A 21,318-nucleotide genomic window follows, 5' to 3' on the forward strand; every position below is an offset into this window, starting at 1 on the left:
CAAATGTCACATGAAAATTTAGAACTTAATAAAATTGAGCCTGCGAACGAATTTATGACGAAACCTATTCGTGGGCTCCAAACTAAATTGATTATCCTGACAATCATCTTTGTGATGATTGCTGAAGTTTTGGCTTTTGTTCCATCCGTAGCAAATACCCGATTGCGCTGGCTTAATGGTGTATTGGATACAGCCGCAGCGGCCAGTGTTGTTGTTGATGGCCAAGAATATATGCCTTTACCGGAAAAAATTCAGACCGAGGCTCTTATGGCCACTGGTACGAAGCGTATTGTTCTACGCAAAGATGGAGCATCTCGTATTGTCGCTTCCGTCGATATGCCACCGGAAATTTCGAACCATTACAATTTAAGCGAAACGAGTCCTGTTCAGGCGATCGTTGATGCTTTTGATACGCTTATCTTTGGTGGTGACCGAGTTATCCGTGTGACGGACCAAGTCGCTGATAATCGTGATATGCAGATAGAGTTGGTATTAAATGACACCCAGCTTCGCAATTCCATGTTAATTTATAGTCGAAATGTTCTGTTTATCTCGCTGGTCATTGCAGCAATAACAGCTGGCTTGCTGTTTTTCAGCCTTAACAGATTGATGATCCAACCTATTCGGCGCCTGACGCAGAGTATGCAACAGTTTTCTGAACAGCCAGAAGATGCAACTCGTATTATTAAACCCGACAATGGAGATGATGAATTGTGGCTTGCCGAACAACACCTATCTGCAATGCAAACGCAATTACATAGCACGTTGCGGCAACAAAGACGCTTGGCAGATCTTGGTTTGGCTGTATCAAAGATCAATCATGATATGCGCAACATTCTAACGTCTGCTCAGCTCATCTCTGACCGTTTAGCCCTTGTTGATGACCCGATGGTCAAGCGCTTCGCACCCAAACTATTGAACTCAATTGATCGCGCTGTCAGCTACTCCAGCCATGTGATGAGCTATGGTCAAGCACAAGAGCCTAAACCAAAGCGACGTCTGGTGCAGCTACATGTCATTGCCGATGAACTTGGCGATGCGCTTGCTGGCGATATACAAGACGATGATATTGAATATGTGAACGAAGTTCCAGCAAACCTTGAGATAGAAGCCGATCATGAACAAATTTTTCGTGTGATCCATAATCTATCACGCAATGCCGTACAAGCCCTGAAGGCTGATGATGAAGCAGCGGTCGTGAAACGAGTTTGTGTTGGTGCTGTTTCAGAGGATCATGCTGTACGCATCTTTGTTGATGATACAGGACCTGGCATGCCGGCAAAGGCCAAAGAACATCTCTTCAAACCATTCAGAGGTTCAGCCCGTGCAGGCGGCACAGGTCTAGGCCTAGCGATTGCCAAAGAACTCATAGAAGCTCACGGTGGCACGATAACACTTACAGATAAAAGTAGCACTGGAACGCGCTTTGAAATCGTGATCCCAATGCAGGCATAAAAATAAGTCAAACGAAGGTATTTGGAACAATTTTCCAAAAACAATCATTCTTTTTCAAATTGAAGCTTGCAAATAAGATAATCAGGCATTAGGAGAAGCGCTTAGACGTTTACTATCGTCGAATACGCACCCGTAGCTCAGCTGGATAGAGTACTTGACTACGAATCAAGGGGTCGGGAGTTCGAATCTTCCCGGGTGCGCCACTAATTTTACCTATTTTTTGGCTACTCTACCATTAACTTGTTGTTTTTGCTATATATTGGTAACCTTTCACAAGGCACGGAACTCTGTTCCTAGCCTAAGTTCTAAACTTTCTTCTATACATTTTTCTAAACAAATGGAGCGTGTTTAGAAATGAAGCTGACGAAGAAAGGATCACGATATTATCTTGTTAAGCGCGTTCCTGATCGCTTTGCATCCATTGAACCGCGCAAACAAGTCTGGATTTCTCTCAGGACCGATAGCAAACGCGAAGCCGAAAGACGGGCCGTTGAGGCTCTCAGTGATCTGGAAAATCAATGGATCGCTAAGCTAAATGGTACATATGGAAATACTGAACGCTATCATAATCTAATTGAAATTTCTGAGGCACGTGGTTTACCTTACCTGCCGGTAGTGTCGCAAAGTTTTATTGGTGTAGAATAATTTTCTATATTGCTGAATACGGACGATGATAAAGAGACTGATTTTAGACGTTTTGATGGAATTTGAACGATTTACTATCCTTTTGACGGATGCGAAGTGCAAATTTTGGAATAATATTCTCCATTTTTACATCAATAAAAAACTTTGCGACAGTACCTTCTTTTTTGGCCAGCCTTTCTTTCGAGTTGGTTTCGAGTCATATGTCGAAACATTAAAACCTAACTGTTGCACAACTTGATAACCTATGTGTTGTACAACACTAACACCTAAATTTCGCTCGACACTTAAACCTAAACGTTGTACAACACATAAACCTAAGTGTTGACCGGAAATGAAAACCCAATGGCAAGTACAGCAGAAAAATTAGCGACCTCGTTAGAGGAACTCGAAACCCTTCAATCGAAGGGGGCCGTTGCTATTCGTTCAAGCGAGCTATCGCGTACACATCGTGAGCGCTTGATGAAATCGGGGTTTCTAAAAGAAGTCATGAGGGGATGGTATATCCCGTCACGACCTGACGAGATCGCCGGCGAAAGCACCGCTTGGTACACATCATTTTGGGGTTTTTGTGCGCAATATTTGTCGGACCGGTTTGGCGAAGAGTGGTCGCTTTCACCCGAGCAATCACTTGCTCTGCATGCTGGCGATACGACAGTTCCGCCGCAATTACTGGTACGAGCGACCAAGGGAGGTAATTCAAAAACTGATCTGCCTCACAACACGTCACTGTTTGAAACACGTGCAACAATTGCCTCAGGCGAGGCGTTGCAAATCACCGACGGGTTGAGACTGTTCTCATCTGAGGATGCATTGATCCTCGTCCCCGAAGCCTTCTTTCACAATCATCCGACAGAGGCACGCACAGTCCTTGCGATCATGCCGGATGCATCGCGCCTGCTTGGCAAATTGCTGGATGGTGGTCACACGCGCGCCGCAGGCCGCTTGGCAGGAGCGTTCCGCAGCATTGGCTCAGATAAAATCGCGAATGAGATTTTGTCCGCCATGAAAGCCGCCTCCCATGATGTTCGCGAGAGCAATCCTTTTGAGCAGTCGATTGTGGTGGCCAATGCGGGCCGGATAACTTCTCCTCATGTGCATCGCATTCGGTTGAAGTGGGAGACCATGCGCGGTGATGTGATCGAGTTGTTTCCAAAGGCTCAACCTATTGCCAATAATATAGACGCGTATCTCAAACAGATCGACGATATCTATGTGACTGATGCCTATCATTCACTTTCCATCGAGGGCTATCGCGTGTCGCGTGAGCTGATCGAGAAGGTCCGCTCTGGCAACTGGGATCCAAAGGACAATGAGGAAGATCGAGCCTTAAAAGATGCACTTGCAGCGCGCGGATATTGGGAAGCGTTTCAGCGGGTCAAGGAAAGCGTTCGGACAGTTCTAGAAGGTGCAGACACCGGCGAAGTCATCGAACAGGATCTAAGCGACTGGTATCGCAATCTGTTCGCGCCATCGGTAACGGCCGGTATATTGAAGGCATCGCAGCTGGCAGGCTATCGATCGTCACCGGTTTTCATCCGGCAGTCTCAACATGTGCCGATGAGCGTGGAGGCGGTTCGCGATTGCATGCCGGTCTTTTTTGAGCTCCTAAAGGAAGAGACAAACCCGGCCGTCCGGATTGTGCTCGGGCATTTCATTTTTGTCTTCATCCATCCCTTTCTTGATGGGAACGGGCGCATCGCGCGGTTCTTGATGAATGTCATGATGGCCGCCGCTGGACAGCCTTGGACTGTGATCCGCATTGAACAACGAGACGCCTATATGCGCGCGCTGGAGTCGGCGAGCGTGCAAGGCGATATTCGACCTTTTGCAGCATTTTTAGATGAAACAAGGGCGGCGCAATGGGTACTGTCGCAAAGTTTTGTTAGTGTAGAATAATTTATTAAATGATTTTCAAAATTCAATTCTATCAAGGCCATTTATTAGCATTTCCGTGAAATATCTATCGATTCATGCACTTTTGTCGGTAGTGTCGCAAAGTTTGTAGCAGGATAAATTTATCCCATTTGCAGATACAATTATCCTGCGAGCGCTGCAAATTGTTGGAATGCGGATTGGGTGGTTTTTCCGAATTGACGCTTACGGATCATGTGTGCAACTTCGATACCTTGTAACGTTGCCGACGCCGAATGGAACGATTTGAAACTCATCATAGGGCGTGACCTTGCCCCGAACTTCCCTCCAGTGATTTGGAGAATTCATCGGTTTATTTATGACCTTATGCGGCCTGTTTTTGCAATGCCATTTTCATGGCAAATTCGTTGGGCATAATATTACCCAATGATGAGTGAGGTCTGTTTTGGTTATAGTCATCCTTCCATTCTGTGATTTTAACTTTGGCTTCTGATAATGTTGAGAATAGTGTTTGGTTTGCCACGTTGTTGGATCAATTTAATTAACTCTCGTGCGGTTCGCATACCGGATAATGATGTGTCTGCGACCAGAGCCAAGCATTCACGACTAAAATCATCTATGACAGCAAGAATACGAAACTTGCGGCCATCTTGCACAAAATCCAAACTCCAGCGTTCGTTCACACGGCTCGGTAAAAGCATAGGCTTTCTCGTGCCTAATGCTCGCTTCCGACCGCCACGTTTACGTACATGCAGCTTCTCCTCGCGGTATAACCTCATAATTTTCTTATGATTGACCTGCCAACCCTGCCTCCGCAGCATTACATGAATGCGCCTGTAACCAAAACGGCGGCGCACAGCAGCCATATTCTTCATAGCTTCACGCAAATCCACATCATCAGGCCGAGTGCTTTTGTATCGCACACTTGATCGATCAACTTGCAGAACATCACACGCCCGCCGCTCACTCACTCCATGTTGTGATTGAAGATGAGCAACAGCATCTCGCTTGGCTGCGGGCGTTACCACTTTTTTGAATTCACATCACGAAGCATTGCATTATCCAACATCTGTTCGGCCAACAACTTTTTGAGCTTGTTATTCTCATCTTCCAATGCTTTGAGCTTTTTAGCATCTGAAACGTCCATGCCGCCGTACTTCGACTTGTATTTATAAAAACTAGCAGAGCTAATCCCATATTTACGACAGACCTCTGATGTTGGAATGCCATTCTCCTGCTCTTTGATCATTGAAATGATTTGCTCGTCGCTAAATCTACGCTTCACTCTTTGCCTCCAATTATTGGGACAAATTCTACTCAAATCTGGAGGAGTTTATAGGGGGCAGGTCAGGCGTGTTAATTTTTTGATAAACCTATGGTCTTGTTCCATTATATTGTTGAGATATTTCACCTGTAATATCTTGATCAACTTATTTTCTTTCGTGAATTTCAACATTACGTTGGTCCATAATAACCCGGCCAAATTGGCTCCACTTTTGTCGATAACCACTTTGTCCGGCACATCGTTTGTATCAATGGCCTGTTTGAAAAAACGTCGAGCTGTTTTGGCATCGCATTGCTCTGCCAACATGAAGTCTAGGGTTTTGCCATGCTTATCGACAGCACGATAATAATAGACCCACTGGTACTGTCGCAAAGTTTTTTATTGATGTAAAATGTAGAAAACTATTCCAAGATTTGCACTTTTCAACCGACAAAAAGATAGTAAACCCGTTCAAATTCCATCGAAACTTCTGAAATCATTGTCTGCGTTCAGCACGGTAGAAAATCATTCTACACCAATCAAACTTTGCGACAGAACCAGGTCGCTCACATGATCAGAAAGTGTCAATTTGGAACCAATGGTCAATCCGCATTTCAGCAATTCGCATCACTCGCTGCATAATCGTGTCCACAAATAGGACTGATTTAACTCGCAACAAACTTTGCGACACTACCTTTTCAAACAGGTCATCATGACTAACGGCGTGCCAAACAAAGTGGTTATCGACAAAGCGGTGCCAATTTGGCGAGATTGCTATGGACCAATGTAATGTTGAAATTCACGAACAGAAGTAAGTTGATCAAGATAATGCAAGTGAAATATCTGAACAACATTATGGAACAGGACCATCGTTTCATCAAGAAACTGACACGCACCATGATGGGCTTCAAATCGTTCCGCTCGGCTTCAGCAACATTGCAGGGTATCGAAGTTGCACACATGATCCGGAAACATCAGTTCGGGAATACCAACCAATCAGCATTCCAACAATTTGCTGCATTCGCAGAATAATTGCGTCTACAGATAGGGCTAACTTAACCTGCAACAAAGTTTGCGACAGAGCCCTGGTAGCACACAGATTGCTGTAACGGCGCAAAACTTCCGTGTTGCCGCGTAGCAGTAGATCCGGTCATTCCTGCAGGACGCATAATGGGTCAGGTGTTGAATCCATAGGTATCGGACAAACGGTGACTTCGCTGTGGGTGCGGCTATGACGGTTGTGGCGCGCATACTTGCCAATTTGCATCGGTTATATCCCGTGCCGAATGCGCCACCTATGGCTGAAGACGTATGACAACAACGCCAGGAGTTGAGGGCCGTTTGGAGAGGGATAGATGGAACCTTTTTCCGACGAGCTGAAGCGTCCAATTCCTATGGTCTTGATCAGACAAGATATGTCCCTTGGCACGCAAAACAGTGTTGTCTTGGGCCAGTTTGCGCGCGAATTCCTGCGGATTGACAGCAGTTCGCATGTCAAGGTTCTGCGCGGTGAGGTGAGAGTGGTGATCCCCACCATGCACGTAATCCCTGAAGTGGCAGTCAGCCATAATAAGTGCTGGGGCGACACGCGCCTCGGCGCATCGGAAAACAGACGCGTCAGGGGCATGGGCCCGGATCAATCCTTTTGCGGCATCAACATCACCGGATGTAACTAGATCGGTTTTGTTTAGAACAACAATATCGGCGGCCACCAGCTGTAGGATGACCGTATCAGAAAGATACTCGTTCGCCAGTAGCTCAGGTAGGGTTTCGACATCCACAAGCACAACGACACTCTGCACATTGACTTCACTGATTAAATTGATATTTGCGGCAATCGCACCTGGCAATGCGACGCCGGAGGCCTCAAGTAGCAGGTGGTCCAAAGGTGTTTCAAGCTCGCTCAGTCGGCGGATCGCTCCCAGGAGATCGTCACCAAATGAACAGCATGCACACCCCCCGGAAAGCGAGACAATATCGTCATCTTCGGCCTCAATCAGATCGGCGTCAATCGGCAGATCGCCGAACTCATTGACCAGAATCCCCAACCGCTGCCCGTTGGCATTGCGTAGCAAATGGTTGATCAGCGTTGTCTTTCCGGCGCCCAGATACCCGCCAAGGATGGTCAGCGGCAGGGTCATTGAGGATTGGCCGGAAAAACCCGCCCTCCCAGAACTGTTCCCCAGATGCTCAGGTCGTTTAGTCTCTCAGCACCCACGGCGAATGGATCATCGTCCAGAACGGCAAAATCCGCGCGTTTGCCCACCTCGATTGAGCCGATTTCAACGTCCAGCTTCAGCGTATAAGCCGCGCCCACTGTGACCGCATGAAGCGCTTGCCCCAGTGTGATTTTTTCTGTCTCGCCCAAGACCCGGCCCGATGACGTCAGTCGTTGCGTGGCGCACCAAGCGGTGAATAGCGGCCCCAAGGGGGTGATCGGCGCGTCGGAATGGATGGCCATTGGCACACCCTCGCGCAAAGCTGTGGCGCAGGCGTTCATGCGTTCGGCCCGCTCGGGGCCGACGGTTTGCGCGTAATGCGTGTCCCCCCAATAGTAGTGGTGATTAGCAAAGTGGTTCACACATAGACCCAGCTTTTTCATCCGTCTGAATTGCGCGGTGTCGGCAAGCTGACAGTGCTGCAGGGTAAAGCGGTGATCCGAAGAGGGCACGCGGCGCAGCACCTTTTCCATCGTGTCGAGCACGAGCTCGGTTGCTTGGTCGCCATTGGTGTGCAGGTGCACATGAATGTTCTTAGCCAGAGCAGTTTCGAGGATGTATTCTAGGTGTTCGATCGAGATGTACCACAATCCGTTTGGGGCCCCATTGAAGTAACCGGGTGCGCGAATACGGGCTGTAAAGCCTTGGATCGAGCCGTCGACGGTTACCTTGATTCCGCCGAGACGCAGCTTATCGGTGGTGCGTTTGGCGAGGGATTGGACATGTTCGATCAAACGCTCCGGGTTGACGCCAAGGTGGAACCGGTAGGGCACGATACGCGCTGGGAAAGCCGGATCATCAGTGACCCGCTGCATTATGTCCACTGTCTCGTCGGGAAGTAGGGCGGCAAGATCGGTGGCAGTGGTTACGCCCGCCCGAATGCAGAGTTGTGCGAACCGCCACATGCCTGGCTCGTCACAGGCGAGTATTTCGCGAGCAAGACCGACATGCGATGAGGCGAGCCCCATGATTTCAGGGCTTCTCAACTCGCCGGTGGGCAATCCGTCGTCTCCTAGGGGTATGCCGCCATGCTCCAGCCCTTCACGCAAGAGCCCGGCCAATTCCAGTGCTTTAGTGTTGACATTCATGCTATGACCCGAGGCGTGTAAGATCCCGATCGGTCGGGTTGACGAGATTGCGTCCAACTGATGACGGCTGATGCGCTCGTTGCCGAAATAGATCGGGTCAAGCCCCCAGGCCGTCAAAGGTTCGTTTGCGGATGTAAGGGGCAGCTCGGCGAGCGCCAGCTTGTCCAAGCCCGTCTGAATGGTTTTGCAACCAGCCTGGACCGTGCCGCTAGGATCCATTCGGTCAAAATACCCAAGATAGGTATGGGACCAAAGGGTGCCTTCCATCAGATGGCAATGTGCTTCGACAAGTCCAGGCATCAAGACCTTTTCCGCAAAACGCTCATCAAGCTTAAAATCCCCCCAACCCGAGACCTCTGCCAGGTTGCCAACACCTAGGATTCGACCATCGCGCACAGCGACATGGGTCGCTTCGGGGCGCTGTGGATTCATGGTCAGTATCTTCGCGGCATTATATATTGTGATCATTGGCGCCTATGTCCTGAGCAATGCATTTGCGTTTGTACTGCCTAAGCATAGCGGTTGATCAAAACCCATAAAAATACTATAATCTATGGGTTAAACTCCAAAAAAAAGAGGAATAATCGATGCTACCACTGACGCTCAAGCAGCTGCGATATGTTGAAGCGGCGGGCCGTACACGCTCAATTTCTGCCGCGGCAGAAGATCAGAATATCTCGGAAAGTTCGATTGCCAGTGCTATTGGAGCCCTGGAGGCGAGCCTGGGATTTGACCTATTTTCGAGGGTGCCATCTAAGGGGATCAACCCCTCGCCAGCCGGGTGGGATTGTTTAAAACTCATCTCGAAGATACTTCGCGAGTTTGACGAGTTTCAAACTGAGCTTTTGGCCATAGGTGGCAACCTGGTCGGAACTGTCAGACTGGCTTGTTTTGCCAGCGCGACAAGCGGATTTCTCCCCGCCGCCATCGAGAGTTTTCAGCAGGAATACCCCGGCGTTACCTTTAAATTGGTTGAGGGGTCAATGGACGCGGTTATTGATCACATCGACAGTGGGCTGGCCGATATCGCCTTTAGTTACGAAGAGGTGACAACAGAAGCACATCAGTTTAACTCATTGGTTTCATTGCCGCATTACGCCCTACTGCCCTCCAGGGATCCGCTGTCGCAGAAACGGGGGGTAAGCCTAAAAGACCTAAGCACCCGACCGATGGTGAACCTGGAACTTGAACGGACAAAGACTTATTATGTTAACCTGCTCAAGGATGCAGGGCTTAAAGTCATCGTGGCGCATCACACGCGCTCGGCAGAGATGGTCCGCACACTTGTTGCCTCGGGGATTGGCTTTTCAATTCTTAACGCACGGGCCGGAAACCTGTCACATGCCGATGGCGGATTCAGGGCGGTACCCATAATTGACCGTCTGCGCGATCGTGAATTTGGTCTTATTCGACCTTCAGCGATGCGTCAGCCCCGCGTTGTGCGCAGATTTGCTGATCACTGCCTCAAGCTAAGAGCAGAGGGTGCGTTTGAGGCCCTGTCGCTTCGGTACAATCATTCATTGGAATAACCGAGCAATAAGCCGTAAAACGAACATTATTCACATGAACGGGTGGCTGTTAGGCTCAAGGGATAATCGAGAATAACGACTTGAAATCTCGTCAACAGGAAGGAGATGAACCTATGAGTTCTCACTTAAAGAAATTCGTAATTATGGCTGCACTACTTGCGGTGACCTCCACCGCGAGCATTGCCGATGAGCCGGTGACTGGTGGCACGCTTGTCACGACGCTACGCAACACACCGCGCAACCTGAACCCCGCGGTCCAATCTGGCATTATCACGGGCGCCGTCGGCGCGCAGCTGTTTGCTGCTCCGCTTCGCTATGATGAAGACTGGACCCCACAGCCTTATTTGGCCAAAAGCTGGGAATGGTCAGATGACGGGCTGTCGATGACGCTCAAGCTAGTTGAAAATGCGGTGTTCCACGACGGCGCGCCGATCACTTCGGAAGATGTGGCCTTTTCGGTTGCGACCATCAAGGCAAACCACCCCTTTAAAACAATGTTCGGCGTCGTGGAAACAGTCGATACACCGGATGAACACACCGCCATCCTCCGCCTGTCGCAGCGGCATCCGGCGCTGTTGCTGGCAATGTCGTCGCAGTTGATGCCGATTATCCCCAAGCATATCTATGGTGACGGGCAGGACGCCAAGTCACACCCACGCAACAACGCCGATGTGGTCGGGTCTGGCCCGTTTAAATTGACCGCGTTTGTGCCCGATCAGCACGTTATTGTTGAGCGGTTTGACGACTTTTTCATGGATGGGCGCCCCTATCTGGACCAGATTGTCTACCGCATCATCAAGGATGCTTCGGCCCGAACCATCGGTTTGGAAAACGGCGAGCTGCACCTGTCCACGTTTGAAAGCGCAGTACGCAACATCAAACGTATGAGCGAGAATGACAAACTGGTTGTAACCAACGAAGGTTATTCGGCGATTGGCGCCCTCACCTGGTTGGCGTTTAACACTGGGTCGGACGGGCCCACGAGTAACAAATTGGTCCGCCAGGCGATTGCCTATGCGTTGGATAAAGAGTTCATTATCAAGGCTCTGATGCTTGGGTTCTCCGAAGAGGCTAAGACTGGAATTCACCCGGGTTCGCCGTTCTATGACGAAACGGCAAATGGCTATGACGTGGATCTAGACAAAGCAAATGCGCTTTTGGACGAGGCGGGTTTCCCAAAAGGGTCTGACGGCACACGTTTTTCGCTGACGCTTGACTATGTGAACCAATCAGTCAAGGCGCATGCAGAATATACCAAGTCGGCACTTTCCAAAGTTGGCATCGATGTCACCGTGAACTCATTTGTGGATTTCCCAACATGGTCCAAGACGATTTCGAACCACAACTTTGATATGACCTGGGACAATGTGTTCAATTGGGGCGATCCGGTCATCGGTGTGCATCGCACCTATTCCAGCGCCAACATCAAGCCGGGCGTGATTTGGTCGAATACCCAACAGTATTCCAACCCTCGCATCGATGAGCTGATGGAAGCTGCCGGCCAGGAGATCGACCCGGAGGCGCGGGCCAACCTTTACAAAGAGTTCCAGTCAATCCTGTCCGAAGATCTGCCTGTCTATTGGTCAAACACATTGCCCTACCACTCGGTGTTCTCCACCAAAGTCGGCAATCCGCCGATGGGTATCTGGGCCTCGTCGACCCCCTACGACCAGGTCTATTTGAAAGACTGATCCGAACCATAACACCAATGCCGTCGGCCTAGTTGTCGGCGGCAGTTCCAACTCAGAGGTTCGAACGGTATCATGCAAATCCTGATAACAATCCTAGAACGCTTAGCCTATGCGACAATTCTATTGCTTGCAGTTCTCGTGCTGAATTTCTCAATGATCTACCTCGCACCGGGAGATGTTGCGGATACGATTGCCTCGTCGATGGGCGGGGCCAACGCAGAACTTATGACCCAGATCCGAAGCGAATACGGGCTGGACCAACCGTTTATTGTTCAACTCTCCAGCTATATAGGCCGGGTGCTCAGCTTTGATCTTGGACATTCCTATTTCTACAATCGTCCAGTGATTGATCTGATCCTGGAACGTTTGCCGGCGACACTACTTCTGGTTCTCTGCGCCCAGACGTTTTCACTGGTTGTCGGTGTGGTTGTCGGTGTGTTGTCCGCACGTAACCCCAACGGTATCCTCAGCCATTTTGTAACGCTGATTTCGCTGTTTGGATATGCAGCGCCCGTGTTCTGGACTGGTATTTTGCTGCTAATCGCCTTCTCGTTAAAAATCCCGTTGTTTCCAGTTGCTGGGATGCAGGACGTCACGGTGAGCGGCAACTTCCTGATCCATACGTTGGATGTGCTCCATCATCTGGTGCTGCCGATGCTGGCTCTTGGATCAATCTTTATCGCGCTTTACTCACGCCTGTGCCGGGCTTCGATGCTTGAGGTGCTCGGCTCGGATTATGTGCGCACAGCGCGGGCCAAAGGGCTGTCAGAGCGTCAGGTGGTCATGAAGCATGCCTTGAAAAACGCGTTGCCACCAGTGGTCACGTTGGCTGGTCTACAGTTTTCGGGAGTGATTTCGGGAGCGGTTCTGGTCGAATCGGTATTCTCCTGGCCCGGCCTGGGTCAACTGGCGCTGAGTTCGATATTGGCACGCGATACACCGACTATCCTTGGAATTCTCTTCTTCTCGGCATTGGTCGTCATCATCGGAAATATTACTACGGATCTTGTGTTACGCATGATTGATCCGCGGGTTAGGGGTAAGACATGAGTATTCAAGATAATCCCGTCGTCAAAGCACGTTCGCCGTATTCCGAAGCAAGTGAGATGTTCCTGCGCAATCATGCAGCAGTGGTCGGATTGGTCGTCCTGTTTGTAATTTGCCTGGTCGCGCTTGTGGGTCCGCTTATCTATCCAGGTGATCCGTTCGAAATGGTCTGGACCCCTTTTACCCGCCCAGGTGAGGAAGGTTACCTGTTGGGAACCGACTATCTGGGTCGAGACCTGATGTCGCTGTTGATCCACGGCGCCAAAGTTTCGCTGACCATCGGACTGTCTGCCGCCGTAGTCACCATAATCATCGGGATCACAGTTGGTGCATTAGCGGGGTTCTATCGCAGCTGGGTCGAAGAAGTGCTGATGCGGATCACTGAATTCTTCCAGGTTTTGCCCACTTTGTTGTTCTCGATGGTGATTGTGGCGCTCTTTGGAGCAACGTTGCCAATGATCACGCTTGCCATTGGACTGGTGAGCTGGCCGGCTGTGGCCCGGATCACACGCGGCGAGTTCCTTCGCATCCGCGAGCTGGAATACGTCAAGGCAGCCCATGCAGGTGGAGTCAGAAACGGCCGATTGATCTTTCGGGTGATACTGCCCAACGCGTTGCCACCCATTATTGTGCAATCGGCCCTCATGGTGGGCTCTGCCATCCTGTTCGAAGCAGGTCTGTCCTTTCTGGGACTGACCGACCCCAATGTCGCAAGTTGGGGGCAAATCATCGGTTCGAACCGGCAATACATCCTTGATGCCAGCTTTGCGGTCACCGTACCTGGCGTTGCAATCTTTATTACTGTGCTTGCGATCAGCCTTGTCGGTGATGGGCTGAACGACGCATTGAACCCGAAATTGAGGCAGCGATGAGTGTACCACTTCTCAAGGTTGAAAATCTGCGTATCGAGTTAGGCATACGCGACAAAGGCACCCCGGTTATTGACGACCTGTCTATTGAACTGTCTGAGGGGGAAACCCTCAGCTTTGTAGGCGAAAGCGGTTGCGGGAAATCAATGACGGCGCTGGCGATCATGGGCCTATTGCCAGCAAAGATCTCTCGCATCGCGGCTGGCCGGATCCTTTTTCATGGCCAAGATATGGCGCAGATGAGCGAAAGCCGGTTGCGCGATATCCGTGGCAACGAAATCAGCATGATATTTCAGGAGCCTATGACTTCGCTAAACCCAGTCTATACGGTAGGTGATCAGATCGCGGAGGTGTTGCTTTGTCATAAAAACATGGGAAAATCCGAAGCTTGGGCGCGCGCCGTAGAGCTATTGGATGCAGTGCGTATCCCAAACGCCAAGGCGCGAGCGCGCGACTATCCGCATCAGATGTCGGGCGGCCAACGGCAACGGGTTATGATTGCCATTGCCCTTGCCTGTGAGCCAAAAATCCTGATCGCCGACGAGCCGACCACCGCGCTCGACGTCACAGTGCAGGCGCAGATCTTCGACCTGTTACGCGAGTTGTCACGAGAGATGAATACAGCAACGATCATGATCACACACGACATGGGGGCGGTGGCCGATATGGCCGACCGGATGGTCGTTATGTATGCGGGACGCAAGGTTGAGGAGGGCAGAGTGAAAACCGTGATCTCCAATCCACGTCACCCCTATACACAGGGACTGATTTCCTGCGTCCCGCATTTGGTTGAACCGATTTCAGCGGATCGGCCTGAACTGACCGAAGTTCCCGGCATCGTGCCCGCTCTGACTGAGTTCGGTTCGGACTCTTGCCTCTTTGCCAGTCGATGTGCCCAATCCGACGAGCTTTGCAGATCGAAACGTCCACCCGAAACCCTGTGCGAAGATCTGCACAGCTCGGCATGCTGGAAGGTAGAAACATGAAGACAGATGCTCCGATCCTATCCGTCAAGGACCTGATAGTTCAATTCCAGATCAAGCGTCGGTTCGGTCGTAAGGCCACACTGACTGCTGTCGATAAGATGAGCTTTGATATCAAACGCGGCAAGACCCTGGCGATCGTCGGCGAAAGCGGTTCGGGCAAGACCACTGCCGCCCTGACAGTTGCCCGACTGGTCAAACCTAAGTCCGGCTCAATTACGCTCGCTGGCGAGGATTTCATGGCTCTTGAGGGCGAGGCTTTGCGCCGGGCGCGCGCCAAGATCCAAGTGATTTTTCAGGATCCGTTTTCATCCCTGAATCCACGCCTGCGCGCGGAAGATATTGTGCGTGAGCCGATGGAGAGCCTTGGCACCCTGCCAAAACACCAACACGCTGCCCGCGTCGATGAATTGTTTGAGCAGGTAGGATTGCGGCCAGAACAAAAGCACCTGTTCCCGCACCAGTTCTCGGGTGGTCAGCGGCAGCGTATCGGTATCGCCCGGGCGCTTGCAACGAATCCGGATGTTATCATCTGTGACGAGGCGGTGTCAGCGTTGGATGTTGCAGTGCAGGCGCAGATTCTGAATCTTTTGCGCCGATTGCAGCGGGACCTCGGTCTGACTTATTTATTCATCAGCCATGACCTCGGAGTGGTCCAGCATATGTGCGACGATATTGTCGTCATGTACATGGGGCGTATTGTCGAAAGCGGAAGCCGCATGGAGGTGTTTTCGAACCCCTCTCATCCTTATACGCAGGCGCTACTTGAGGCGGTGCCGTCAGTCGCCAAGCTAAAGGGTGAGCGCGAGGTGCTTTCCAGCATCACCGGCGAGGCGCCGGACCCGCTCAATCTGCCCAAGGGCTGCAACTTTGCCTCGCGCTGCCCAAAAGTGATGGACACATGCCGGGTCGAACAGCCCCGCTTGGAAAATCACGCTGGAGCGCATCTGTCAGCCTGTTACCTGCCGAATTGATCTAGGTCGTTTGCGACTCTGACAACATACTCAACATCCCGAAAGATCCCACATTTTGATCGATACTTGGTTAACTTTACAGTGCCTGAAATGGTAGTGTCGCAATGTTTGTTGCGAGGTAAATCAGTCCTATTTGTGGACACAATTATCCAGCGAGCGCAGCAAATTGTTGGAATGCAGATTGGGTAATTATACCGAATTGACGTTTTCGGATCATGTGCGCTACCTCGATACCTTGCAGCGTTGCTGAAGCAGACTGAAAAGATTTAAAGCCAATCGTTGGGCGAGTGATTTTCTTGATGGAACGATGATCCTGCTCCATAATATTATTCAAATATTTAACCTGCATATTATTCAAATATTTAACCTGCAAAATTTTGATCAATTTACTTTCGTCCGAGAATTTCAACATCACATTGGTCCATTACAGCCCGGCCAAATTAGCCCCACTCTTGTCGATAACCACCTTGTCTGGCACATCGTTAGTATCAATGGCTTGTTTGAAAAAACGCCGAGCTGCTTTGGCGTCCCGTTGCTCAGACAACATGAAATCAAGGGTTTTGCCATTCTTGTCGACAGCACGATAATAGTAAGTCCACTTGCCCTTCACTTTGATGTAGGTTTCGTCCATGCGCCACGAATTGTTGGTTGCAGACTTTCTCCGCTGAGCTTCACAGGCAATCAATGGGCTAAACTTAACCACCCATCTGTTCAGTGTTGCGTGGTCAACTTCTACACCTCGCTCCGCCATTATTTCTTCTAAGTCACGATAGGAAACGGCGTATCTGACATAGAAGAAAACTGCGTACAGGATAACTCCTTTTGGGTAGTGGCTACCATTAAAGTTAATCATTGAAATCTCGATTTGAATAGATGCTGAACTAAAGGTCTATTACAAAATCAAAATGAACTGATCGTAAACTTTGCGACACTACCTTCAATAATCTTTGTTTCTTAATAGTTGACTTCAAGTTGCCGACTAACGATCAGCGCGGCAGCCCCTCGCATAGTGATTTGCTGTTCGTCTCGTCCAGTGAGGACAGTGACGTCTGACCCAGCCTGAGAACCAGAGATAGCGTATACACTCTCTTTCAGCAGGTTTTCCATTTTTAGACGACCCCGGCGAGCATCGCCGTAAATAATGAATGTGTCTGGCATCATGAGGGTTTGTAGGTTTGATATCCCGATTGCTAAATTATGTGCATATTCACGCAACAATTCATGTGCTTTATCATCGTGTTCACTTGCAGCGACCAGTTTTTCCGTATCTAGATTTTCCCAGTCTGGCAGGCCAAGAGTGCATGCACGAGAACGGAGCCACGACAAGGTAGCGATTGTCTCCCAACAACCGCGGCGCCCACATGTGCACTCTTCTCCATCCACATCAACGATGGTGTGCCCCAGTTCACCTCCAGAACCTTGTGGACCTCGAAACGGTGCACCATCTTGATACATCGCACAACCCAAAACGTTACCGGCATAAATCACTGCAAACTTATTAAGCCCCCTACCCACTCCGAACCAGCGTTCTCCTACTAATATCGCACGTGGGTGGTGATCAATCACTACCTCGATTCCAAACTTGTCGTTTAATTCCCGCTTGATTTCGAATCCTGCCATCGAAGGAGCAAGGTTCATCGCGATGATGACCCCTTCATCTGGATCCACCATGCCTCCAACCGCAACTCCTATTCCCAAAACACGACTGTTGGCATTCAACAACGTATTTTGGATTCCATTTAGGAGAATTTTGGAGATTTCATCCTTGTTCCGCCGCTCGGGCGTTACCTCTTCAAAGTGATACGCAGAAACCTCGCCAGTTATTGTAATAAGCGCAAATTCGATTTTCTCAGGCATCAACACAACAGAACACACGCAAGCCGCTGTACTGGAAAACCAAAGTGGACGCGCCGGTTTCCCGACACCGCGATCTTTAGATGGCTCGACTTCGATCAGGAGACCGCTTTCGATCAATGGCTGTACAATTCCGCTGATTGTCGTGCGCTTGGTATCGGTCAATCTTGCGAGTTCGGCGCGGCTCGTTGGGCCAAGATCAAACAGCATCTGGATGACACGTCGGCGGTTCGATTTACCAATTTGGTTTGATGAAAAAATTGAAAACGAATCGGTTTGGCCGTTCTTGAAAGCGCTTGTTGATAGGCGATCTCGGCCTAAATCTGCTAGGGCCATTCCATCTAATAATTTGTTTTCTCTCACTTTTATCAGCCTTTCATCGCCATTCTTGGTTTGATCAACCCTACACCAAATAGGAGATTGACAGAAGTATTAATTTGTGCGAACAAATATAAAATTAATTTGTACGTATCTCGTACTTATAGACCGCGTAACCAATATCTGGCGCGCGCACTAGGAGGAGAAGACATGATATTCAAGAATGGTAAATTGACACGCAGGTCCTTCCTGCAAAGCTCGGCTACTGTCGGCGCTGGCGCCGCGCTTTCCGGTGCCCTTGCAACACCAGCCATCAGCCAATCTCGCTCGGTGCGAGTTCTGACCGTTGGCGATCCTTTCCAATTTTCGTTGCGCGATCTACTTCCTGAATTTGAAGCAGCGACTGGCATCAAAGTTGAATTCGAGGGCCTCGGCTATGATGCGCTGCAAGCGCGACTTGTTTCTTCATTTGTGTCAAAGACCGCTGATGCTGACGTGATCAACGTCGACCAAATGTGGGCTGGTCAATATATGGATAACGGCTGGATCCGGCCGTTGGATAAATTCGCGAAAGGTGACAGCGGATTTGACATCAACGACTTCGTCCCGGAGGTTCTGCATTCGCTGAACACTTGGCGCGGCCAGCTCGCAACTGTGCCCGTGGCAGCCTACAGTCAGGGCGTGATGTATCGAAACTCGTCCTTTGAAAAGGCTGGTCTGGATGCACCTAATGCCAACTGGACTTGGGATGAATATAATGAGATCGCACGCAAGCTGAACGAGGCTGATGGCCAATTCGGCACAGTTGTCTGCGGTGCTCAGCCAGTACCAATCGTTCACATGTTCAGCCAGCTTTCCGCAAGCTTTGGCGCCCGCTGGTTCGAAAACTTCCCGAGTGCGGATGAATGGGACTTTACCCCTCGCATGAACAATGCCGATATGATCCGTGCAGTTGAACAATACAAGGCGCTGTACGAGTTAAGCCCGGAAGAGGCGATCAACTACACTTGGTTTGATGCTGGTACGCGGTTTAGCCAAGGTGACATCGGAATGTTCTATTGGTGGTCAGCCTATTTCACGCTGATTAATAACTCCGGTTATATGACCAACGAACCTTCTGCTGTTAAGGGCGATTTCGGTATTGTTCCGTGCCCGACCGATGGCGATAAGCCTTCAACGGTTAGCCTTGGTGGTTGGAGCCTCGGCATGCCGTCCACAAGCGACAAACCAGACGAAGCTTGGGAATTCATGAAATGGGCTACGTCCTCAGCTACCCAGAAGCAGATGGGGCTTGATGGAAAATACGGCCACATGTTCTCTGACTTCAGCCGCGAATCGCTGTTCACTGACAGTGACCTATTGGCGGTCTATCCGTTCCTTGGCCAAGCACGCGATATGCTAAATGGAGGCGACGGCAAGCTCGCTCGGCCACCAGCACCGATCTACACGACCCTTGAAGGCATTCTGGGGCTGGAGTTGAATAAGGTTCTAATTGGTCAAAGTACAGCTGAAGAGGCTATGGCACAGACCGATAAGTTGTTTACCAACACGCTGAAGGGTAACTTCCTGACGCCTTACGCGTTGCCTTCCTTCAACGATACCATCGACAGCACAAAGGCTTTGATCGCCTCGCTGTCCTAGACTATCCTCCGCAAACCACCGTCCTTGTTCATCTCTCCCGCTGAACGAGGACGGCAGCGCTTTGACCAGTCGCTGACCGAAACTGGCTTGAACGGGCGAAGGAAAACGTCATGACAGATATGTCTATGGCCGCGCGCGGCCCAAGCAGGTCGAAAAGTCTGCTTAAAACCTACTTGCCGATCCTGCTGATCGCGCCTTCGATCATTCTGTTGATCGCATTGATTGCCTATCCGCTGGTCTTTGCGCTCAAGAACAGCTTTTATTTCTGGAACCTGCAAACCAGTCCCGATCCTGTGATGTTTGTGGGCCTTGCCAATTATGAGTTGGTACTGTCGGGTCCTGAATTTCTACCCTCACTTTGGAACACTCTTTTGTTGACGGTATCAGGAACCGCTATCGAGTTTAGTCTTGGTCTGGCAATTGCGCTTTTGCTGGCTAACAAGCTGCCGGGCATGAGTTTGAGTCGAGCGATCTTGATCATGCCCACGACCATTGCACCTGTCGTGGTCGGGTTTCTCTTTCGTTATATGTACGATCCATCGGGCGGTTTAGGCACGTGGCTGACGGACACAATCGGCCCCGGCGCACCAGGGGCGGGTATCCTAGGTGATCCCTCCACCGCACTTGCGGCCATCCTGTTCGCGGACGTTTGGCAATGGACGCCGTTCTTCGCAATCACGTTATATGCTGGGCTGTTGTCGGTCTCGCCTAGCCTATTGGAGGCAGCGCGGCTCGATGGTGCAACTGCACTGACTATTCTCTGGCGCATCAAGCTGCCGCTGATCATGAAGACTGCAGTAATCGTTCTGCTTCTTAGATTTATGCAACTATTTAATACTTTCGACCTTGTCCTTATCCTGACCAAAGGCGGACCCGGCACGTCGTCCAGAACACTGGGTTACACTCTCTATCAACAAGGTCTGGTTGAGTTTAACATTGGCATGGCAAGCGCCACAACTTGGCTCATCGTAATTATCGTGAATGCCATTGTCGGCCTTTATGCCTTCTTCGCCTTCAAAAATTGGGAGTGGTGAGATGACCGTATCGAGAACCCCTCTTAACACCATACTGCTCTATGCAGTGCTGGCGCTAGTATTACTGTTCTTCATTGGGCCGATTGTCTGGTTCTTTATGCTGGCGATCCGACCGCCTTCGACGGCCTTTGCCATGCCGCCGCAGTTCACCTTCACACCCATACTGGATGCATTCAAATATACAATGTTGGATCCGGGAGAAAATGCTCCGCAAGCTGTCAACAGTCTAGTGGTTGCGTTGGGCGCGGTGCTCTTAAACCTGCCATTTTCGGTTCCTGCGGCCTACTCGCTCAGCCGTTTCAAGATAAAACGCAAGAAATTTATCATGCTTTGGTATCTTGGGCTTTTGATGGCGCCACCAGTGGCATTCCTGATCCCCTATTTCATTCTGATGACCAAGATTGGCCTATCCGGAACCTACCTATCAATGGTGTTAGTCCTTCAGACGTTGACGATTCCGTTTTCAATCTGGTTGATGAAAAGTTTCATCGATGACGTGCCCGTTGAGATTGAAGAGGCGGCACGAGTGGACGGTGCGAGCTATGCCACCATCCTGTGGAAGATCATACTACCGCTTGTGCGCCCAGGTCTGATCGTGACTTCGATGTTCGCCTTCGTCTTTGCATGGAACAATGCGGCCTTCCCGTTGGTCCTATCCTCGCAGTCGACAGCCACTCTGCCCATTGGAACTTTGGGATATTTCGCCAATACTGGTGTGACCTGGAGCTACATTGCCGCGGCCGCTGTCGTCGCAATGCTGCCCCCGATGATCATCTTTCTAATCTTTGATAAATACGTGGTACGCGGGCTGACCTTCGGTGCCCTGAAAGGATAA

General features: G+C 50.3%; 15 protein-coding genes, 1 tRNA gene and 5 pseudogenes. 14 read left to right on the forward strand and 7 right to left on the reverse strand.

Features of this window, described 5'->3' with window-relative positions; all coding sequences use genetic code 11:
• Positions 1–3 precede the first annotated feature (3 nt).
• The 4 genes from G3W54_RS17130 (at position 4) to G3W54_RS17145 (ending at position 3,996) form a co-directional block, all read left to right on the forward strand.
• Positions 4–1,455, forward strand: a complete 1,452-nt coding sequence (locus G3W54_RS17130; RefSeq protein WP_244627977.1) for a HAMP domain-containing sensor histidine kinase — start codon at positions 4–6, stop codon at positions 1,453–1,455.
• Between the two features lie 126 nt (positions 1,456–1,581).
• Positions 1,582–1,658 (forward strand) — tRNA-Arg (locus G3W54_RS17135).
• Between the two features lie 151 nt (positions 1,659–1,809).
• Complete coding sequence (locus tag G3W54_RS19210) at positions 1,810–2,100, forward strand: DUF6538 domain-containing protein (protein ID WP_197742895.1); 291 nt, start codon at positions 1,810–1,812, stop codon at positions 2,098–2,100.
• Positions 2,101–2,442: 342 nt separating this feature from the next.
• A complete protein-coding gene (locus tag G3W54_RS17145) occupies positions 2,443–3,996 on the forward strand; it encodes a Fic family protein (RefSeq protein ID WP_162654535.1) in 1,554 nt (517 codons plus the stop codon).
• 140 nt (positions 3,997–4,136) lie between these two features.
• Here the strand turns inward: G3W54_RS17145 and G3W54_RS17150 are convergent.
• The 3 pseudogenes from G3W54_RS17150 to G3W54_RS17160 all read right to left on the reverse strand — a co-directional run.
• A pseudogene (locus G3W54_RS17150) lies at positions 4,137–4,277 on the reverse strand (IS6 family transposase); the annotation flags it as partial.
• A gap of 59 nt (positions 4,278–4,336) precedes the next feature.
• Positions 4,337–5,257, reverse strand: a pseudogene (locus G3W54_RS17155) (IS3 family transposase).
• Positions 5,258–5,323: 66 nt separating this feature from the next.
• Positions 5,324–5,623: pseudogene (locus G3W54_RS17160) on the reverse strand (DDE-type integrase/transposase/recombinase); the annotation flags it as partial.
• Between the two features lie 429 nt (positions 5,624–6,052).
• On the opposite strand from G3W54_RS17160, the pseudogene G3W54_RS17165 reads away from it, so the two are divergent.
• Positions 6,053–6,268, forward strand: a pseudogene (locus G3W54_RS17165) (DDE-type integrase/transposase/recombinase); the annotation flags it as partial.
• A 263-nt stretch (positions 6,269–6,531) separates the two neighbouring features.
• Here G3W54_RS17165 and G3W54_RS17170 read toward each other — a convergent pair.
• On the reverse strand, positions 6,532–7,377 hold the full coding sequence (locus G3W54_RS17170; protein ID WP_162654537.1) for a GTP-binding protein: 846 nt from the start codon (positions 7,375–7,377) through the stop codon (positions 6,532–6,534).
• Positions 7,374–9,011: an amidohydrolase gene (locus tag G3W54_RS17175; RefSeq protein WP_162654538.1), complete on the reverse strand. Its 1,638-nt coding sequence runs from the start codon at positions 9,009–9,011 to the stop codon at positions 7,374–7,376. The genes G3W54_RS17170 and G3W54_RS17175 overlap by 4 nt, the downstream gene beginning before the upstream one ends.
• Before the next feature lie 119 nt (positions 9,012–9,130).
• Between G3W54_RS17175 and G3W54_RS17180 the strand changes: the two genes are divergently transcribed.
• The 6 genes from G3W54_RS17180 (at position 9,131) to G3W54_RS17205 (ending at position 15,636) form a co-directional block, all read left to right on the forward strand.
• Entirely contained in the window at positions 9,131–10,072 is a 942-nt protein-coding gene (locus tag G3W54_RS17180) for a LysR family transcriptional regulator (protein WP_162654539.1), read from the forward strand.
• 113 nt (positions 10,073–10,185) lie between these two features.
• Positions 10,186–11,763, forward strand: a complete 1,578-nt coding sequence (locus tag G3W54_RS17185; RefSeq protein ID WP_162654540.1) for an ABC transporter substrate-binding protein — start codon at positions 10,186–10,188, stop codon at positions 11,761–11,763.
• 72 nt (positions 11,764–11,835) lie between these two features.
• Positions 11,836–12,813 (forward strand): ABC transporter permease, encoded by a 978-nt coding sequence (locus G3W54_RS17190; protein WP_162654541.1) that lies wholly within the window; start codon positions 11,836–11,838, stop codon positions 12,811–12,813.
• Positions 12,810–13,682 (forward strand): ABC transporter permease, encoded by an 873-nt coding sequence (locus tag G3W54_RS17195; protein ID WP_162654542.1) that lies wholly within the window; start codon positions 12,810–12,812, stop codon positions 13,680–13,682. The genes G3W54_RS17190 and G3W54_RS17195 overlap by 4 nt, the downstream gene beginning before the upstream one ends.
• Positions 13,679–14,665, forward strand: a complete 987-nt coding sequence (locus tag G3W54_RS17200) for an ABC transporter ATP-binding protein (protein WP_162654543.1) — start codon at positions 13,679–13,681, stop codon at positions 14,663–14,665. Before G3W54_RS17195 ends, G3W54_RS17200 begins: the two co-directional genes overlap by 4 nt.
• Entirely contained in the window at positions 14,662–15,636 is a 975-nt protein-coding gene (locus tag G3W54_RS17205) for an oligopeptide/dipeptide ABC transporter ATP-binding protein (RefSeq protein WP_162654544.1), read from the forward strand. Before G3W54_RS17200 ends, G3W54_RS17205 begins: the two co-directional genes overlap by 4 nt.
• 145 nt (positions 15,637–15,781) lie before the next feature.
• On the opposite strand, the pseudogene G3W54_RS17210 reads toward G3W54_RS17205, so the two are convergent.
• Positions 15,782–16,489: pseudogene (locus tag G3W54_RS17210) on the reverse strand (IS6 family transposase).
• A 101-nt stretch (positions 16,490–16,590) separates the two neighbouring features.
• Positions 16,591–17,853 (reverse strand): ROK family transcriptional regulator, encoded by a 1,263-nt coding sequence (locus G3W54_RS17215; protein ID WP_162654545.1) that lies wholly within the window; start codon positions 17,851–17,853, stop codon positions 16,591–16,593.
• A gap of 165 nt (positions 17,854–18,018) precedes the next feature.
• Here G3W54_RS17215 and G3W54_RS17220 point away from each other — a divergent pair, with 165 nt between their 5' ends.
• The 3 genes from G3W54_RS17220 to G3W54_RS17230 all read left to right on the forward strand — a co-directional run bounded on the left by G3W54_RS17220 (position 18,019) and on the right by G3W54_RS17230 (position 21,318).
• Positions 18,019–19,449, forward strand: a complete 1,431-nt coding sequence (locus tag G3W54_RS17220; protein WP_162654546.1) for a sugar ABC transporter substrate-binding protein — start codon at positions 18,019–18,021, stop codon at positions 19,447–19,449.
• A 110-nt stretch (positions 19,450–19,559) separates the two neighbouring features.
• A complete protein-coding gene (locus G3W54_RS17225) occupies positions 19,560–20,483 on the forward strand; it encodes a sugar ABC transporter permease (RefSeq protein WP_162654547.1) in 924 nt (307 codons plus the stop codon).
• A gap of 1 nt (position 20,484) precedes the next feature.
• Complete coding sequence (locus G3W54_RS17230) at positions 20,485–21,318, forward strand: carbohydrate ABC transporter permease (protein ID WP_162654548.1); 834 nt, start codon at positions 20,485–20,487, stop codon at positions 21,316–21,318.

The sequence above is a fragment of the Lentilitoribacter sp. Alg239-R112 genome (assembly GCF_900537175.1).
Taxonomy (GTDB): domain Bacteria; phylum Pseudomonadota; class Alphaproteobacteria; order Rhizobiales; family Rhizobiaceae; genus Lentilitoribacter.

Bases quoted from the DNA above. Each gene is read 5' to 3' on its own strand.
- G3W54_RS17230 (WP_162654548.1), top strand. From the start codon at position 20,485: ATGACCGTATCGAGAACCCCTCTTAACACCATACTGCTCTATGCAGTG.
- G3W54_RS17175 (WP_162654538.1), bottom strand. From the start codon at position 9,011: ATGATCACAATATATAATGCCGCGAAGATACTGACCATGAATCCACAG.
- G3W54_RS17180 (WP_162654539.1), top strand. From the start codon at position 9,131: ATGCTACCACTGACGCTCAAGCAGCTGCGATATGTTGAAGCGGCGGGC.
- G3W54_RS17185 (WP_162654540.1), top strand. From the start codon at position 10,186: ATGAGTTCTCACTTAAAGAAATTCGTAATTATGGCTGCACTACTTGCG.
- G3W54_RS17225 (WP_162654547.1), top strand. From the start codon at position 19,560: ATGACAGATATGTCTATGGCCGCGCGCGGCCCAAGCAGGTCGAAAAGT.
- G3W54_RS17145 (WP_162654535.1), top strand. From the start codon at position 2,443: ATGGCAAGTACAGCAGAAAAATTAGCGACCTCGTTAGAGGAACTCGAA.
- G3W54_RS19210 (WP_197742895.1), top strand. From the start codon at position 1,810: ATGAAGCTGACGAAGAAAGGATCACGATATTATCTTGTTAAGCGCGTT.
- G3W54_RS17170 (WP_162654537.1), bottom strand. From the start codon at position 7,377: ATGACCCTGCCGCTGACCATCCTTGGCGGGTATCTGGGCGCCGGAAAG.
- G3W54_RS17205 (WP_162654544.1), top strand. From the start codon at position 14,662: ATGAAGACAGATGCTCCGATCCTATCCGTCAAGGACCTGATAGTTCAA.
- G3W54_RS17195 (WP_162654542.1), top strand. From the start codon at position 12,810: ATGAGTATTCAAGATAATCCCGTCGTCAAAGCACGTTCGCCGTATTCC.
- G3W54_RS17220 (WP_162654546.1), top strand. From the start codon at position 18,019: ATGATATTCAAGAATGGTAAATTGACACGCAGGTCCTTCCTGCAAAGC.
- G3W54_RS17130 (WP_244627977.1), top strand. From the start codon at position 4: ATGTCACATGAAAATTTAGAACTTAATAAAATTGAGCCTGCGAACGAA.
- G3W54_RS17190 (WP_162654541.1), top strand. From the start codon at position 11,836: ATGCAAATCCTGATAACAATCCTAGAACGCTTAGCCTATGCGACAATT.
- G3W54_RS17200 (WP_162654543.1), top strand. From the start codon at position 13,679: ATGAGTGTACCACTTCTCAAGGTTGAAAATCTGCGTATCGAGTTAGGC.